The organism is Acinetobacter parvus DSM 16617 = CIP 108168, from assembly GCF_000368025.1.
GTDB lineage: Bacteria > Pseudomonadota > Gammaproteobacteria > Pseudomonadales > Moraxellaceae > Acinetobacter > Acinetobacter parvus.
On record NZ_KB849211.1, the window covers coordinates 37,553 to 54,431 of the forward strand.

Here is a 16,879-nt window from a genome sequence, read left to right on the forward strand (position 1 = left end):
CCTGATAGGATAAGGGTTCTGTGAAATTTGTCGTGTACAGAGATATTAATTATTCCGTTGATTTATTCTTAAAAGCTCATCAAAAACTCTAATTCTTTTGCATTTTTTAGGTGGTGTAGTATAGTAGTCAATTCCTTTTTATTCACCACTCGTCAAACAACAATTAATTATTGTTTTTATTCAATAATTATTGTAGGAGTAGCTATGGCGCTTCGGCATTTCCTAACTTTACGTGACCTATCCTCATTAGAACTGCAACGCATTTTAGATCGTGCGCAAGAACTCAAGCGTATGCAGCACAGCAATACGGTATATCAACCTTTTGTTGGTAAAGTTTTAGGAATGATTTTTGAAAAGTCGAGTACACGTACCCGTATTTCTTTTGAAGCAGGCATCTGCCAGTTTGGGGGTAATGCGATTTTTCTTTCGCCACGTGACACCCAACTGGGTCGCGGTGAGCCAATTGAAGATTCTGCCCGCGTAATATCAAGCATGCTTGATATTGTGATGATCCGTACTTTTGGGCATGACATCGTAGAGCGTTTTGCTTCTTATTCTAAAGTACCTGTCATTAACGGTCTTACGGATGATCACCACCCTTGCCAGTTACTTGCTGATTTACAAACCTATCAGGAACATCGTGGCAGTATTGCAGGCAAGACAGTAGCCTGGATTGGTGACGGTAACAATATGTGCAACTCTTATGTTGAAGCGGCACATCTGATGGGTTTTAAACTCAAGATCGCCTCTCCTGAGGGTTATGAGCCAAAACCTGAGTTTCTTGCCGAGTTTGCTGACTGTGTGGAAGTGTTCAACAAGGCTGAAGATGCAGCGGTTAATGCAGACCTGATCGTAACAGATGTTTGGGCAAGCATGGGGCAAGAAGAAGAACAAAAGCTTCGTGAAAAAGCATTTGCTGATTTCCAAGTGAATGAAAAATTGATGGACTTAGCCCACTCTGACTGTTTATTTATGCATTGCTTACCCGCACACCGCGGCGAAGAAATTTCTGAACACATGCTGGACCATAAAAATGCAGTGGTTTGGGATGAAGCGGAAAATCGTTTGCATGCTCAAAAGGCATTAATGGAATTCCTGCTCAATGAGAATTTAAACAAAGACTAAATACAAAAAACAGCATCCTCATGATGCTGTTTTTATTTATCCAATCTAAATTGAACACTGAAATAAAAACACTTATAGTAAAGCCAGCATTTTAAAAATAAGTTTCTCATATCATGAGAACTTCAATCATTGTATAGCGAACCTTATGACTTCACTCGAACAAGCTTTATCTCAGATACCGGGTTTTTCTTTGGTGCATGAGCACCTGTTTAGCTCTGCCCAACCCTCAGTTGAGCAGTTGCAGCAGATTAAAGAATATGGTTGTAGTACAGTCATTAACCTTGCGACGAGTAAGTCTGAAAATCACTTATCCCAACAGGATCAAATTTGTCTGGGTTTGGGGCTAAACTATATTCATATCCCCATTGACTGGGATATTCCCTGCTCAGAACAGTGTCTTTTTATTTTGGATTTAATTGACCATCTGGTTCAAAATAAAATTGTCTGGTTACATTGTGCCCAGAATATGCGTGTCAGTTGCTTGATGTATTTATATCGGCAGTTTTATATGAATATTGATTTACCTATTGCCCAAGAGTTGCTTCATCAAATCTGGGAACCGAATGAGACCTGGACAGGCCTGATTCACAGCATTAGCTTACAACTGCAAGGTCGTAAAGCAACACAGGAATTACAGCAGTCATTGATCAATGCAGATCATTTTGCCTGATGGGAAACAAGCACTGTTGCCATTGCCAGAATGCCTTCCTGACGGCCAGTAAAACCTAGTTTTTCAGTTGTGGTCGCCTTAATACTAATTTGTGTAACATCCACATTCATAACATCTGCGATGCTTTGACGCATCTCCAGATTATGTTTGGCAAGTTTTGGCCGTTCGCAGGCCACAGTAATGTCAGCATTATTGAGATGATAACCACGATCTAAAATCAACTGATATACATGCTTAAGCAATACCCGACTATCTGCACCCTTATATTCTGGGTCAGTGTCAGGGAAATACTGCCCTATATCCCCTAAAGCCAATGCGCCCAATAATGCATCACACAATGCATGCAGCACCACATCTCCATCAGAATGGGCTTTTAAACCATGTGTGTGGGGAATCTGAATACCCGCCAAGGTAACAAAGCTGCCTTCTTCAAAAGCATGTACATCCATTCCCTGTCCAATACGAATGTGAGCAACCATATGATTTTCCTTTTACAATATACTGAACAAATCTTGTATTCTGGCTTTCTATTTCGCTATAGTACATTGAGCAAATTAGACTGAAAGTATGCGTCATTATGCTGTTTAATACGGTAAGAAATCAATTAAAGAACGTCGGTTATATCATCACATTGAGTTGTTTTTGCTCAACATTTACATTTGCGAAATCAATCGATTGCTCAGATCGTACACTTGACCTTAAAAAGATATGTTCCAAGCAATATGATGAACAGCGAATTAAACTCAACAATAAGTTTTTAACTGCTTATTTGGTGACCGATGCCCCCTTACAGCTATTACATGATACCCAGAGATTATGGTTAAAACAGTTACAGCAATGCAAATCTAAAACCTGCTATCAACAACAGTTTGAATTGCGTTTGGATGACCTGAATTTTTATACCTCAATGAACCAGACGCTAACCCAGCATTATCTAAAATATGAACAGGGAAAATTAGCCGCTCAACCCATTCATTTACAGATTCATCAACTGGATAAAGACAAGCTTAAAATTGAGGGTATTGCTTATCGCAACCCAAACAATCGACTGGAAACCCAAATAATGTCATTGCTTGCCTACAGTACACCTGAACAAAAAAATCAGATCACTGATAATGAAAAGAAATGCCAATATCAGTTTGATTTTCAAAAGGCCTTACTGATTGTCAAAACAGATCAAAAAGGCTGCGAACGTTTTACAGGCATCTACCGTTTATATGACTAAACTTGAATGATTGAATTTCAAAAGCCGATGTTTTTATACATCGGCTTTTATTCTTTAATAGGCAGAGGTAACGCCTGTAATTCCTGCACCGATGACAACAATATGAGGCATAGTAAACTCCTTGAAATGCAAGGAATTTCATAATAAGCAATATATAGCAATTAGCAAAATATAAGCTACACTTGGATTTATTTGAGACTTCACTCATGCCTAAAATATATTCTGTAGATTTACGTGAAAAAGTCATGAAACATTATCATGATACTCACCATAAATGTAAGCGTCCGCTGAACACACCTTATGAATTTGTCCTATAAGCCTTAATTTAGTCCCCAGTTAAAAATAAGTGGGGACTTAAATTTATGACTACAAATAACCAGACATCCATCGCATCTCTTGCGAAGCAATGCTTCTCAGATTGGATGCAACAACTATATGAATGGCTCAACCAACATTATCTGACGGTGCCGTCGAGTTCTCCAATTGCCAAGGCGATCAATTACACTTTGAAGCGTTAGCCAGCTTTAAGCCGCTATCTGGATGATGGCAATCTACCGATTTGTAACAATTGGGTCGAGAATCAGATGCGTCCCTGGGCGTTGGGTGCAAGAACTGGCTATTTGCAGGTTCGCTGCGTAGTGGTCAGCGAGCGGCAAATATCATGACTTTAATCCAGTCAGCAAAGCTGAATGGGCTGGATCCGTATGCCTATCTCAGTGATGTGCTGAAAAGGCTGCCGACGCATAAAGTGACCCAGATTGAAGAATTACTACCACACCGCTGGAAATCCGACCAAAATTAAAAAACAGCCATGGGGTTCAGCGGGCGCTTACAATTTACAAGCAAAATTAAAAAAAGCTCAGGGACTAGTTCCATGAGCTTTTTTTATCAATCTAATAATTTGTTTGATTTTACTTTGCAGCAGTTGCTTCAGTGGTAATATTGACAGTGATCTTATCTCCTACATTCGGCACGTAATTTCCGATGCCAAATGCAGAACGGTTAAATGATGTTGTCGCATTAAAACCAATCGCTGGCACTTTCGCCATTGGGTGCTCGCCTTGTTTATTCAGCACAGCATCTAAAACCACAGGCTTTGTTACACCTTTAACAGTTAAATCACCCGTAATTTTAAAGTGCTTTTTATCCTTGGTTTCGACTTTGGTACTTTTAAAAGTAATGTTTGGATATTTCGCAGCGTTAAACCATGCTTCTTCCTGGAATTCTTTATCCAAGGCAGGCACATTGGTATTTACACTACTGATCGGAATAGTGACCTCAACAGAAGAATTTGCTGGTTTTGCATTATCAACTTTAATTACACCCTGAATATCAGTAAAGTTCGCGCTTGGTGTAGAGAAACCAAAATGGTTCCAGCTAAATACAGTCGCTGTATGAGTTGGGTCAATCTTATAGTCTACTGGTGCCGCCAAAGCGACTGAACTTGCGATGGCAACTGCTAAACCGAGGCTTAATGTTTTAAACTGCATTTTTCGTATCCTTGTTTGATATGTTGTTTAGTTTATAGATCACATAATTTTATTCACCATTCTTTATAAAACGATATGTTTCACCAGTGCAACAATAAAAGCGTTACAGTTGTTACGTAAAACGAATATCATAAGACTATTCGGTACTATACATATTGTCGTTAGAACGACATCATCAATTGACATATTTTTATTCAAATTTTTAAAGATAAACAAAAAGGTAAAACATGACACATACAGCACAAGCACTCAGTACATCTACACCTTATCGCGTTTCGTTGACGGATTCTTCGGGTCATACTTGGTATGCAGATGAACCAGCAGATAAAGGTGGTCAAGATACTGCACCAAACCCAATTCAGTTACTCTTGTCTGCTTTAGGTGCATGTACAACCATTACTTTAGAGATGTATGCGAATCATAAAGGAATTAAGCTTGATCATGTTCAGGTCGATTTAGCTTTAAATCCCAATGCTGAACCTGAAGCAGGTCAAAACAACATTGAGCGCAAGATTACGCTAAAAGGTGAATTTACTGAAGAACAGCATAAACGCTTATTAAAAGTTGCGGAAAGTTGTCCTGTTCATAAATTATTAACGTCTAATATTTCGATTCAAACTGAACTTAGCATTTAATTTCATTCACAAAAAAAAGCGCCCTATTCAGGACGCTTTTTAACTATTAATTCAATTAAGCAGTCAACTCTTTAACCGCAGCAACAACTGCTTCAGTAGTAATACCGAAGAACTGGAACAAGTCTTTTGCTGGAGCAGATTCGCCGTAAGTGGTCATACCAATCACTTTGCCGTCTAAACCAACAAACTTCCACCAGTAATCCACATGAGCCGCTTCAACCGCTACACGCGCACGGATATGTGCAGGTAATACAGCTTCACGATATGCAGCATCTTGTTTCACAAACTCTTCAGCACATGGCATGGAAACAACACGCACACCTTCAAGTTGTGCATACGCTTCCATTGCCAATGAAACTTCTGAACCTGTTGCGATGATGATTGCTTTTAATTCGCCTTTTTCTTCAGCAAGTACATAACCACCTTTTGCAACGTTTTGAATTTGAGCTTCATTACGTGCTTGGAATGGCAAGTTTTGGCGAGAGAAAATTAATGCGGTTGGACCTTCTTTACGCTGAAGAGCAGATTTCCAAGAAATTGCTGCTTCAACAGTGTCACATGGACGCCAAGTATTTAAGTTTGGTGTACCACGTAACGATGCAATTTGTTCGATTGGTTGATGCGTAGGGCCATCTTCACCTAAACCAATTGAGTCATGTGTATAAACATGAATCACACGTTGCTTCATCAATGCTGACATACGTACTGCATTACGTGCATATTCCATAAACATCAAGAATGTTGCAACGTAAGGAACAAAACCACCGTGTAAAGCTACACCATTTGCGATTGCGGTCATACCGAATTCACGAACACCGTAATACACGTAGTTACCCGCTGGATTTTCTTGTACGCCTTGGCAACCTTTCCAAAGTGTTAAGTTAGAGCCAGCCAAGTCAGCAGAACCACCTAATAATTCAGGGAGTAATGGACCGAATGCCTGTAAAGTATTTTGGCTTGCTTTACGAGTTGCAATGGTTTCAGCTTTTGCATTGGTTTCAGCAATGAATGCATCGGCTTGAGCAGCAAATTCAGCAGGTAAATCACCATTGATACGGCGTAATAATTCAGCCGCTTCAGTTGGATATTTTGCTTGATATTGAGCAAATAATTCATTCCAAGCGGCTTCAGACGTTTGACCTTTGGTTTTTGCATCCCAAGCTGCATAAACATCTTCAGGAATAACAAATGCGTCTTCTTTCCAACCTAATGCTTCACGTGTTAAAGCAATTTCGTCTTTACCCAACGGCGCACCGTGGCAATCTTCTTTACCTTGTTTGTTTGGTGAACCCAGACCAATAATCGTTTTACAGATGATGATGGTTGGCTTATTGCTTTCAGCTTTCGCTTCAACAGTTGCTTGACGAATCGCATCAGCATCATGACCATCTACACGAAGTACTTGCCAACCATAAGCGTTGAAACGTTGCTCAGTGTCATCACTAAACCAACCCTCTACTTCACCATCAATTGAAATCCCGTTATCGTCATAGTACGCAATCAGCTTACCTAGACCTAAAGTACCTGCAAGTGAACATACTTCGTGAGAAATACCTTCCATCAAGCAGCCATCACCCAAGAAACAGTAAGTGAAGTGATCAACAACGTTTAAACCATCTTTGTTAAATTGTGCAGCTAAAGTTCTTTCAGCTAAAGCAAAACCAACAGCATTGGCAATACCTTGACCCAATGGACCTGTTGTGGTTTCAATACCAGGTGCATAACCCAATTCTGGATGACCTGGAGTTTTAGAGTGTAATTGACGGAATTGTTTTAAATCTTCAATAGATAATTCATAACCCGTCAAATGCAATAATGCATATTGCAACATTGAGCCGTGACCATTAGACAATACAAAGCGGTCACGGTTCACCCATTGAGGGTTACTTGGGTTATGATTTAAAAATTCGCGCCAAACTACGTCAGCGATATCTGCCATCCCCATTGGAGCACCAGGATGCCCTGAGTTTGCTTGTTGCACAGCATCCATAGCCAAGACACGAATTGCATTTGCAATACGGCGTTCATTTAAAGGGGTTGTCATAAGTCAGAATCCGATTAAATCAATAAGATGTAGAGAAGATGAGAAATCATCTTTCAAAAACTGCGACTATTGTCTTAAAAAAACAAGATGGGGTAAAGTGCAATACACGATATTTCTTATATTTTGATCATTCAAATACAATTCTTTATATAAATGCTCACCATCTAAACAACCACTAAAATACATTCATTCCAATATGAAAATTTACAATTCAGGAAAACTTTATTAATTAAAGCATTAATATTAGTTTTACTGATACGCATATCAATAAAAACACAATGAAAATGAAATAAATTCATGCATTTTAGTCAGCTTATGCTAGTCCTATCCGCCAAGTCGATGTAACATACTCTGTCTTTTTGAAAATAACCATGATAGGACGTTCATGCGCGAGTATGCTGTTTTTACTTCAGAATCTGTAAGCGAAGGTCATCCAGACAAAATGGCTGACCAAATTAGTGATGCTATTTTAGATGCAATCCTAAAAGAAGACCCGTATGCGCGTGTCGCTTGTGAAACATTAGTAAAAACAGGTGCGGTTGTTCTTGCTGGTGAAATTACAACGACAGCAAATGTCGACTTTGAAGCAATTGTGCGTCAAACCGTAAATGGTATTGGCTATCATCACTCTGATTTAGGTTTCGACGGATCAACTTGTGCCGTGATCAATATGATTGGTAAACAATCTCCAGAGATTGCTCAAGGTGTTGACCGTCAAAAACCTGAAGATCAAGGTGCTGGCGACCAAGGCTTAATGTTCGGTTATGCAAGCCGTGAGACAGATGTACTCATGCCTGCCCCAATTTCTTATGCGCACCGTTTAATGGAGCGTCAAGCAGAATTACGCCGTTCAGGTGCTTTACCTTGGTTACGTCCAGATGCAAAAAGCCAAGTTACCTTTGCTTATGAAAATGGTATGCCAGTTCGTTTAGATGCAGTTGTATTATCAACTCAGCACGATCCTGAAATTAGTCAAGCTAACTTAAAAGAAGCTGTGATTGAAGAAATCGTAAAACCGATTATTCCTGCTGAAATGTTCCATGCAGGTACAAAATTCCATATCAATCCAACAGGTATGTTTGTGATTGGCGGTCCTGTAGGTGACTGTGGTTTAACTGGTCGTAAGATTATTGTCGATACTTATGGCGGTATGGCTCGTCATGGTGGTGGTGCTTTCTCTGGTAAAGATCCATCAAAAGTTGACCGTTCTGCAGCCTATGCAGGTCGTTATGTTGCGAAAAATATTGTTGCTGCAGGTCTTGCTGACAAATGTGAAATTCAGGTGAGTTATGCAATCGGTGTTGCAGAGCCAACCTCCATTTCAATCAATACATTCAATACAGGCAAAGTTTCAGATGAGTTGATTATTCAATTGGTTCGTGAACACTTTGATTTACGTCCATACGGTATCACCCGCATGTTGAACCTGATCCAACCGATGTATAAGCAAACTGCTGCGTATGGCCACTTTGGTCGTGAGGGTTCAGACACTGCATTTACATGGGAAAAAACCGATAAGGTTGATGTGTTAAAAGATGCAAGTGGACTGTAACGTCTTACCTCATTTTAAAAGCTCGCTCATCGCGAGCTTTTTTATGCTCTCCTCACCTATGTCCTAAAATTTACATTGGGAACTATATTATTTTGATCTTGCACAGCATTTGCTAAAATACAATTTCAATCATTTCGGATACATGGTTATGACTCAATTGATCAACAAGGGTGGATTTCGCGAACGTGCAAACCGCACTCGTAAATACAAACAATCTGAAAATGAATTAACGACACTGGTTCCAAACCAATATCGTGCTGGTTTAAAAGAAACAGACCAACATACCCAGCCAGAGCAAAAAAAGGACAGCCCATCTAAAAATGAGGCATAAAAAAGCACACTGTTTGAAAGTGTGCCTTTATTAAAATCAACGCTAATTAATTCACATCTTTAAATTCAATTTTCTTTTGCTCAGGTTTCACTTCACGCGCTTCCCCGTCAATCACAGTTGAATCACGATATTGCTCGCCACCTTGCTGATTTTGCATCTCCTGCATTTGACGCATAAGATCAGCAAATGGATTCTGTCCACCAGCCGCACCGCTACCCATTCCACCCATCATTTGGTCCATCAGGGCTTGTTGACGCTTGGCCATCGTTTTCATGAGCGCGTTGCGGAAAGCAGTTTGAACGGCTGGGATAAGTACCAATACAGCCAGTACATCGGAAATCAAACCTGGTAACATTAGCAGAAAACCAGACATCGCAATTGCCAGCTTCTTGGTTACTGCTGGATCACTCCCAAGCTGTCCAGTCATCTGCATTTGCTGTAATTGCGGCATAATGTTGGAGGTGCTTGAGCGAACAAGGTTCAGACCAATGAAAAATGCAATGATGAACCAGAAAAAGACATACCACATACTTCCAACGAGGTCGCCCACGCCAATCCATACTAAAACTTCAGCAATTGTGCCAAATACCACGATAAGAAGTAGAGTCATGTCAAATCTCAAAATTAAAAACTTGTGCAAAAAACTGGTCAATTAGGCTGACACAATACATAAAATGAATTCAATAAATAAGTTGATGGGTACTTTTTTCAATTTATCAAGTGCTGTTAGTGTGAGCTGCATAAAAAAGCTCCCAATTAAATCATCACTAATTGAGAGCTTAGGCTTTCTCTAAAGATCAACCACCATTGAGCAATCTCAAAACCTAAAGGTACACGTGCATAGGTATATGCTCCACCAACGATTAATACAATTGCATGCAAAAAAATTAGGCTATACAAGAGCGATTCTTAAGATTGATCTCTAACGCTGTTTTTCATTAAACTTGCGGTTTATTCGGATAATTTTTCACCACAATGCGGACAGTAATGATATTTCTTTTTCTCCTGTTCCTGACTCTCAAGTAACTTCTCCCTGACCAGTTGGATGATAATTTCATGGGTCTGCTCTTTTGGTAAACCCACTTTTTTCCGAATTCGTTCAATTTCAACTTGGTCATGCAACAAGTCCAGCCCTTTGGCTTGCAAGGCTTCACGAAACTCCTGTTCCAGTCTTTGATTACGCTGGTTTAATTCATTGGCAAGGCCTGAAGCTAAAATACCTGCGGGCAAAGCTGCAATACCGACACCCAGAATTGTAATGAATGCACCCAGGATACGCCCTAAATTGGTTACAGGCGTTACATCACCATAGCCCACTGTTGTCAATGTAACAACCGCCCACCACATTGCTTTTGGGATTGAGCTAAATGCTTCAGGCTGGGCTTTATTTTCCACCACGTAAATTGCGGATGCCGTCATCACAATCATAATGACCAAGATGAAAATAACCGCCTGAAATGAACCTTTTTCTCGCTGGATGACACGTAAAAGTATCTGTAATGAAACAAAATAACGGGTTAGTTTGAGTAATCGGAATAGTCGTAAAACCCGTAGGAAACGCAAATCAAGATGAACAAAGAAATTTAAGTACGCAGGTAAAATCGCCATGAGGTCAATAATCGCCTCGCCACTTTTCATCCAGCGAAACCGCTGCTTCCATGCTGATTCCTGTGGATTTTTTTCAATGATGCTCCATAGCCTTAATAAATATTCACCGCTAAAAATAAGGATTGAGAGATTTTCAAAAATATTGAAATAAGGCTGATATAGCTTATACAAGTCATCAACTGACTCCAGTAGCACCGCTGCAACATTGGCAATGATTAGGGAAATCAGTAAGTAGTTGACACAGGTACTCACCTTACTTTTATAGTCATCATCATGCAGATTGTTATAAACAAACTGTCTTAGCTGTTGCCATGAAAATTGAGCCATACCATATTTATCGTTATATAAATCAGGTTAAAATGTATCATGTTGCCTGAGCGTTTGATAAGTCATTTCTATCTTTGGTTTAGTCTAGACCACTCTTAATGGATTTTTGAAAACTGGCTTCGTCGTAAGTTTCATTGAAATCTTTATATTGTGATTGACAAGAGTACGGAATATATTTCTTATCAGTCTATATTTGCTATTTGATTGTATAATAATGTGGATCTTTTTTCCATTTTACTTGTTCAAAGTCTAAATCAAAAAAACTTGCAACTTTTTGAGCAATTGGTTTCTTGAACAGTTTTGCATCCATATAAACAATGGTTTGATTCATTTTAATATTAAAGATCACTCGACCTCTTGGTATTTCCTCATATTCTAGATATTTTAAATGGTCAAATTGGTATCTTAATATTTCCCAATACCCAACATGAGTATAAGAACTATCAATCAGGCCTAATGAATCTACATCAGACAAAACAAAGTTATGGGCAATCCCAATGACTTGGTTTTTGTCATACCAGAATATACCTATTTTCATCATTTAGCTTCATCTAATTGTTTAAATTCTTCAATAACAGAATTAAAATTGGCAATCACTTCACCAATCCAACGATCAAATATTTCATTATCTTGAGTAACTAATAAATCAAGAGTTATTGAATCAAAATTACGGATATTGCATACCAATTTACTCATCCAAGACATCTCTAGTTTATTTTTATTGCTCTGAGATAACCATAAAGAATCATCAATAACATCTTTTAAATTGATATTACTATCTTCACAAACCACACCATAATGCAATCCTTCTGTGACCACAATAATCATAAACTTTAATAAAGGTACTGCTTCATGCTCAAAAATACACCCTATAAAATCTCGACTCATTCGCTTTGATTTTTGTAAATTTTTGAACCATCTTTTACATTTTGACAAATCATGCCGAACATTATTATATTTACTATCGAGTGAAATTGAATATCCTTGATAGTGATTGAAACTTGTATCAATTTCACTAAAAAATCTCTCTAATAATTCGCCACGAAATTCTTGACTCTGAAATATATGATTAATATCTGAAATAGCTTTAAACTGTTTCGAATCAACAGAAAGTAATAATTCCTTGATCGCACTTTTATTCGACATAATATTTCCTGTCATTTGTAGAACTAAATTTTTATATTGCTGTATAGCAGCCAAGATATTCGTCTGATCATTTAAATATTGCTCTATCTCACTTAACCAACCCAGCAAGTCATTTTGATAATTCAATATTGAAAGATCAACTGGTTGTGTAATATCACCATTCAAATAGTAACAACCATCCTCCTCATTTCTGAGGATATGACCTAAAGATTTTTTACTTGGTTGAGCATCCAATAGAGATAAATAAATCAATATTGGCTGTTTATTCTTTGCTATACAATATGAATAATAACGATTTAATTGTTTACTCTGATCTGAGGCATAAATCTTATTTTCAATAATCATTATTTGATGATCATTTCTTATTAAAATATCAATTTGATCTTTTCCTTCTCGTTTTTCCCTTTCTACAATTACTTTTGTATTTATATCAAAATTCAGTGAGAAATATTCGACAAATATTTTAAGAAAGATACTTCCCTGTCCATGACTCCCTTTAGGATTGAGTAAGTCAGCAATAATTGGAGTATGTGTATGTACTTCACTTGTTGCCATTCCCATTATTTTAATAAGATTAAAATACTCACCCTTAGATTTATTTTTTACAATGTTTTCTTCATTAGTCTTTACAACATGATCGATCAAACTTAATAATTGATTTTTTATATCCACAATATATCCAAAAAATAAGGACTGATTACTCAGCCCTTATTTATAGCTAAATCAACAAATTAAGTCAATTGAGCAGCCTGAATTTTCTTGGTATCAACTTGATCAGCTTCTTTTGTATATTCGCTCATCTTATCGAAGTTCAAGTATTTGTAGATGTCAGCAGCAGCGCTGTCAATTTGTGACGCGTACTGTTGATATTCTTCTGGGCTTGGTAATTTACCAAGAACCGCAGCTACAGACGCAAGCTCAGCAGAAGCCAAGTAAACGTTTGCACCTTGACCTAAACGGTTCGGGAAGTTACGCGTAGAAGTCGATACACAAGTCGTGTTCGGTGCTACGCGTGCTTGGTTACCCATACAGAGTGAACAGCCTGGCATTTCAGTACGTGCGCCTGATTTACCATAGATGTTATAGAAGCCTTCTTCCATCAACTGATGCTCATCCATACGCGTTGGTGGCGCAATCCAAAGACGAGTTGATAAAGAACCACCTGGTACTTGCTCAAGCAATTTACCTGCAGCACGGAAGTGACCGATGTTTGTCATACAAGAACCGATGAATACTTCATCAATTTTGTCGCCTTGAACGTCAGAAAGAAGTTTAGCGTCATCTGGATCGTTCGGGCAGCAAAGAATTGGTTCTTTGATGTCAGCAAGATCGATTTCGTAAACTTTTAAGTATTCTGCATCAGCATCAGCTTTTAACAGGCTTGGGTTATCTAACCACTTCTGCATGTTTTCAGCACGGCGCGCTATTGTACGAGCATCGCCATAACCTTCTGCGATCATCCACTTCAACATAGTGATGTTAGAACGTAGGTATTCAGCAACTTTCTCTTCAGAAAGCGTGATTGAACAGCCAGCAGCAGAACGCTCAGCAGATGCGTCAGAAAGTTCAAATGCTTGCTCAACAGTCAAGTCATTTTCCATTTCTGATAAGTCGATTTCCAAGATACGACCAGAGAAGATGTTTTTCTTACCTTTCTTCTCTACAGTTAAGTCACCAGCTTTGATCGCATAGTAAGGAATCGCATGTACAAGGTCACGTAAAGTAATACCAGGCTGCATTTTACCTTTGAACTTAACAAGTACAGACTCAGGCATGTCAAGTGGCATAACACCAGTTGCAGCTGCGAACGCAACCAGACCAGAACCCGCTGGGAATGAAATACCGATTGGGAAACGAGTATGTGAGTCACCACCAGTACCAACTGTATCTGGAAGTAACATACGGTTTAACCAAGAGTGGATAATACCATCACCTGGACGTAAAGATACACCGCCACGGTTCATGATGAAGTCTGGTAATGTATGGTGAGTTGTTACGTCAACTGGTTTTGGATACGCAGCAGTGTGACAGAAAGACTGCATTACCAAGTCAGCTGAGAAGCCCAAGCACGCCAAGTCTTTTAACTCGTCACGCGTCATAGGACCAGTTGTATCTTGAGAACCAACAGTCGTCATCTTAGGTTCGCAGTAAGTACCTGGACGAACACCTTGACCTTCAGGAAGACCACATGCGCGACCTACCATCTTCTGAGCTTGTGTAAAGCCTTTACCAGTGTCAGCAGGTTGTACTGGAGTACGGAATAAAGTAGAAGGCTCAAGACCTAATTCTTCACGCGCTTTGGCAGTTAAACCACGGCCAATGATCAAGTTAATACGACCACCAGCACGTACTTCGTCTAATAGTACAGGCGTTTTAAGCTCAGCTTCTGCAATTTGTGCACCGTCTTTGAATGCAGTAACTTTTGCAGCAGCATGATCAATTTTCAATACAACTTCGTCGCCCATGTTCATGTTAGCAACGTCGATTTCAACAGGTAATGCACCTGCATCTTCCATTGTATTGAAGAAAATTGGAGCGATCTTAGAACCTAAGCACACACCACCATCTTTTTTATTTGGAATGTGTGGAAGTTCGTTACCGAAGAACCAAAGTACAGAGTTAGTTGCAGATTTACGGCTTGAACCCGTACCAACAACGTCACCCACGTAAGCAACTTGATTGCCTTTCGCGATCAATTCTTTGATTTGGCTTAATGGACCAACTTCACCTGGTTTTTCAGGGTTGATACCGTCACGCTCGTTTTTCAACATTGCATTTGCGTGTAATGGGATATCTGGACGGCTCCAAGCGTCTTGAGCTGGAGACAAGTCATCAGTATTGGTCTCACCTGTTACTTTAAACACAGTGATTTTGATTTCTTCTGGAACGTCAGCACGGCTCGTGAACCATTCTGCTTCAGCCCAAGATTGTAAAACAGCTTTAGCCGCAGCATTGCCTGCTTTTGCTTTGTCTGCTACGTCATGGAATGCATCAAATACCAGAAGAGTTTTCTTCAATGCTTCTGCAGCTAATTCAGCAAGCTCAGCATTGTCAAGAAGCTCAACTAAAGGAGCAACGTTATAACCACCAAGCATCGTACCTAGTAAGTAAACTGCACGCTCTTTAGTTACAAGTGGAGAAGTTGCTTCGCCTTTTGCTAGAGCAGCCAAGAAAGCAGCTTTAACATACGCAGCTTGGTCAACACCTGCTGGAACACGATTTTCAAGCAAATCTACTAAAAATGCTTCTTCACCTGCTGGTGGATTTTTTAATAATGCGACAAGTTCAGCAGTTTGAGCATCATCAAGTGGCTTCGGTGGGACTCCGAGTGCGGCACGTTCTGCAACGTGTTGGCGGTAAGCTTCTAGCACGGTGTTATTCCTCTTTTTTAAAAAATTACCTGTAAGTTCCAGCTTTCTGTAAGCTTTACAAGCAATATGGACAGCAAAATTTTACTAGACTTCGAGTTAAAAGTTAATGCAACAACTGTATTTCTACGTGATGACCATTATTTTATAGCGAAATGCCCATCGGTTTGAAATACCGCTTTGGTATAAAGCCAAAGTCCAGCAAAACGATCATTTAGTTCCACAAAAAAAGACAAGGGTGTTGTCTTTTCGGTTAATACATTAAAATAGTTTATAGTTCGGCAGCTTTTCATGTGGAGTTGCCAAACATTGTTCAGTAAATTGTTGCTTCAGTTTTTCACGTAATGCATCTGGTTCAGCCTTAAGTTCTTCGGCTGGGATTGCGTAGACTTTTTCAATGATACCGAAAATAAACTTACGCGTGGTTTCATCCTCAATTTTACCCGCATGCTCTGTTGCCTGTTTTTGCTCAATTCCATTTTGACGATCCAGCGTAATCGAACGCGCGGCATTTCCCACACTTACACAATAGCCATGCCATTTTTGTTCAGGTGTAAGTGGCTCTTTTTTGCTACAACCGACCAAAACCAAACCTATTGCAATCAACAAAACTTTATTCATCATCATACTGCGACTAATTTGATCCACACATCATACTGAAACTGATTCATTTTGCAAAAGGAAGTATTTAAAACCATCCTGTCTGCAATAGAAACATACAAATCATTTGCTGCACTGCATATTATTGCCATTCTTTTGGCATTTACTGCCTGTTGCAGAAAGATAGGTATTACCTGCAACCAGATTATAATGCCTACCTTTTGAATCCCAGCATCTGACACCATTACAGTTTTTTACAGCGATCAGGGCTGCTACAGCAGCCGCTGTAGATGGACTGGCAGTGGTCGCACCAGCAGCTGGCTTAGCTGAATTTGTTGCAGAAGCGGTGGTGGTCTTAACCGCATTTGCACTGGTCGCCGCTACAGTTGTTTTTGCTTCTTTGTTTGCTACTGGCGGAGGTGTTGTTGGATGAGTTACGGTCTGGGTTGTAGCGGTGTTGGGATTTCTCTTTGCAGGGTCGAGTTGAGGTTCCTGTTTCTGAGTTGGAGGTGGTGTTGCTGAATATGTTGTTACACCACGTGCGTCCACCCACTTATAGTATTCTTTAGCATTTGTTTGAAATGTACAGCCAATCACCCCAAGGCTGATGATTGCCAAAATCTGACTAAAAGTGACAGATTTCATCCCTTTCCTCCCAAAAATATCATAAATATTTTATTTTCAATAACTTATTTTAATTTTAGCATATTTCCTTATTTAAAATAAATGTCATTAAAAAAACCTGTTTTATCATTGTA

Annotated in this window: 16 protein-coding genes and 2 pseudogenes; 7 read left to right on the forward strand and 11 right to left on the reverse strand. The window is 39.3% G+C overall.

All coding sequences use genetic code 11. The features are described 5' to 3' along the window. Positions 1-204 precede the first annotated feature (204 nt). Both argF and F988_RS02290 read left to right on the forward strand, forming a co-directional pair. Complete coding sequence (gene argF / locus F988_RS02285) at positions 205-1,125, forward strand: ornithine carbamoyltransferase (protein WP_004680838.1); 921 nt, start codon at positions 205-207, stop codon at positions 1,123-1,125. Positions 1,126-1,270: 145 nt separating this feature from the next. Next, positions 1,271-1,795, forward strand: coding sequence for a protein tyrosine phosphatase family protein (locus tag F988_RS02290; RefSeq protein ID WP_004680839.1), 525 nt, complete (start codon positions 1,271-1,273; stop codon positions 1,793-1,795). Here the strand turns inward: F988_RS02290 and ispF are convergent. Continuing rightward, positions 1,783-2,274: a 2-C-methyl-D-erythritol 2,4-cyclodiphosphate synthase gene (ispF, locus tag F988_RS02295; protein WP_004680840.1), complete on the reverse strand. Its 492-nt coding sequence runs from the start codon at positions 2,272-2,274 to the stop codon at positions 1,783-1,785. The genes F988_RS02290 and ispF overlap by 13 nt on opposite strands. A gap of 98 nt (positions 2,275-2,372) precedes the next feature. On the opposite strand from ispF, the gene F988_RS02300 reads away from it, so the two are divergent. Then, on the forward strand, positions 2,373-3,020 hold the full coding sequence (locus tag F988_RS02300) for an A1S_1983 family putative colistin resistance protein (protein ID WP_004677634.1): 648 nt from the start codon (positions 2,373-2,375) through the stop codon (positions 3,018-3,020). Positions 3,021-3,442: 422 nt separating this feature from the next. After that, positions 3,443-3,822: pseudogene (locus F988_RS02305) on the forward strand (IS66 family transposase); the annotation flags it as partial. Positions 3,823-3,931: 109 nt separating this feature from the next. On the opposite strand, the gene F988_RS02310 reads toward F988_RS02305, so the two are convergent. Continuing rightward, positions 3,932-4,510, reverse strand: a complete 579-nt coding sequence (locus F988_RS02310; protein WP_004680843.1) for a YceI family protein — start codon at positions 4,508-4,510, stop codon at positions 3,932-3,934. Positions 4,511-4,737: 227 nt separating this feature from the next. On the opposite strand from F988_RS02310, the gene F988_RS02315 reads away from it, so the two are divergent. After that, the gene (locus tag F988_RS02315; RefSeq protein ID WP_004680844.1) at positions 4,738-5,145 is read left to right on the forward strand and encodes an OsmC family protein; all 408 of its coding nucleotides are present in this window, start codon (positions 4,738-4,740) and stop codon (positions 5,143-5,145) included. A gap of 55 nt (positions 5,146-5,200) precedes the next feature. Here F988_RS02315 and tkt read toward each other — a convergent pair whose 3' ends face one another. Then, positions 5,201-7,189 (reverse strand): transketolase, encoded by a 1,989-nt coding sequence (gene tkt, locus F988_RS02320; protein ID WP_004680845.1) that lies wholly within the window; start codon positions 7,187-7,189, stop codon positions 5,201-5,203. Positions 7,190-7,574: 385 nt separating this feature from the next. On the opposite strand from tkt, the gene metK reads away from it, so the two are divergent. Both metK and F988_RS02330 read left to right on the forward strand, forming a co-directional pair. Next, positions 7,575-8,741, forward strand: a complete 1,167-nt coding sequence (gene metK / locus F988_RS02325) for a methionine adenosyltransferase (protein WP_004677643.1) — start codon at positions 7,575-7,577, stop codon at positions 8,739-8,741. 148 nt (positions 8,742-8,889) lie between these two features. Then, the gene (locus F988_RS02330) at positions 8,890-9,072 is read left to right on the forward strand and encodes a hypothetical protein (protein ID WP_004677645.1); all 183 of its coding nucleotides are present in this window, start codon (positions 8,890-8,892) and stop codon (positions 9,070-9,072) included. Positions 9,073-9,118: 46 nt separating this feature from the next. On the opposite strand, the gene F988_RS02335 is transcribed toward F988_RS02330, so the two are convergent. From F988_RS02335 to F988_RS02365, 8 genes and pseudogenes are all read right to left on the reverse strand, one after another. Continuing rightward, positions 9,119-9,682: an FxsA family protein gene (locus F988_RS02335; protein ID WP_004680846.1), complete on the reverse strand. Its 564-nt coding sequence runs from the start codon at positions 9,680-9,682 to the stop codon at positions 9,119-9,121. 191 nt (positions 9,683-9,873) lie between these two features. Then, positions 9,874-9,978 (reverse strand): annotated as a pseudogene (locus F988_RS14260) (DUF2238 domain-containing protein); the annotation flags it as partial. A 45-nt stretch (positions 9,979-10,023) separates the two neighbouring features. Next, a complete protein-coding gene (locus tag F988_RS02340) occupies positions 10,024-11,007 on the reverse strand; it encodes an ion transporter (RefSeq protein WP_004680847.1) in 984 nt (327 codons plus the stop codon). A 196-nt stretch (positions 11,008-11,203) separates the two neighbouring features. After that, positions 11,204-11,548 carry a hypothetical protein gene (locus F988_RS02345; protein WP_004680848.1) on the reverse strand — a complete coding sequence of 115 codons (345 nt, stop codon included), beginning with the start codon at positions 11,546-11,548 and terminating at the stop codon, positions 11,204-11,206. After that, positions 11,545-12,825: a PDDEXK-like family protein gene (locus F988_RS02350; RefSeq protein ID WP_004680849.1), complete on the reverse strand. Its 1,281-nt coding sequence runs from the start codon at positions 12,823-12,825 to the stop codon at positions 11,545-11,547. The genes F988_RS02345 and F988_RS02350 overlap by 4 nt, the downstream gene beginning before the upstream one ends. 59 nt (positions 12,826-12,884) lie before the next feature. Further along, on the reverse strand, positions 12,885-15,524 hold the full coding sequence (locus F988_RS02355) for a bifunctional aconitate hydratase 2/2-methylisocitrate dehydratase (RefSeq protein WP_004677664.1): 2,640 nt from the start codon (positions 15,522-15,524) through the stop codon (positions 12,885-12,887). A 258-nt stretch (positions 15,525-15,782) separates the two neighbouring features. Continuing rightward, complete coding sequence (locus tag F988_RS02360; RefSeq protein WP_004680850.1) at positions 15,783-16,145, reverse strand: hypothetical protein; 363 nt, start codon at positions 16,143-16,145, stop codon at positions 15,783-15,785. Between the two features lie 99 nt (positions 16,146-16,244). Further along, positions 16,245-16,766, reverse strand: coding sequence for a DUF4124 domain-containing protein (locus tag F988_RS02365; protein ID WP_004680851.1), 522 nt, complete (start codon positions 16,764-16,766; stop codon positions 16,245-16,247). Between the last annotated feature and the right edge of the window lie 113 nt (positions 16,767-16,879).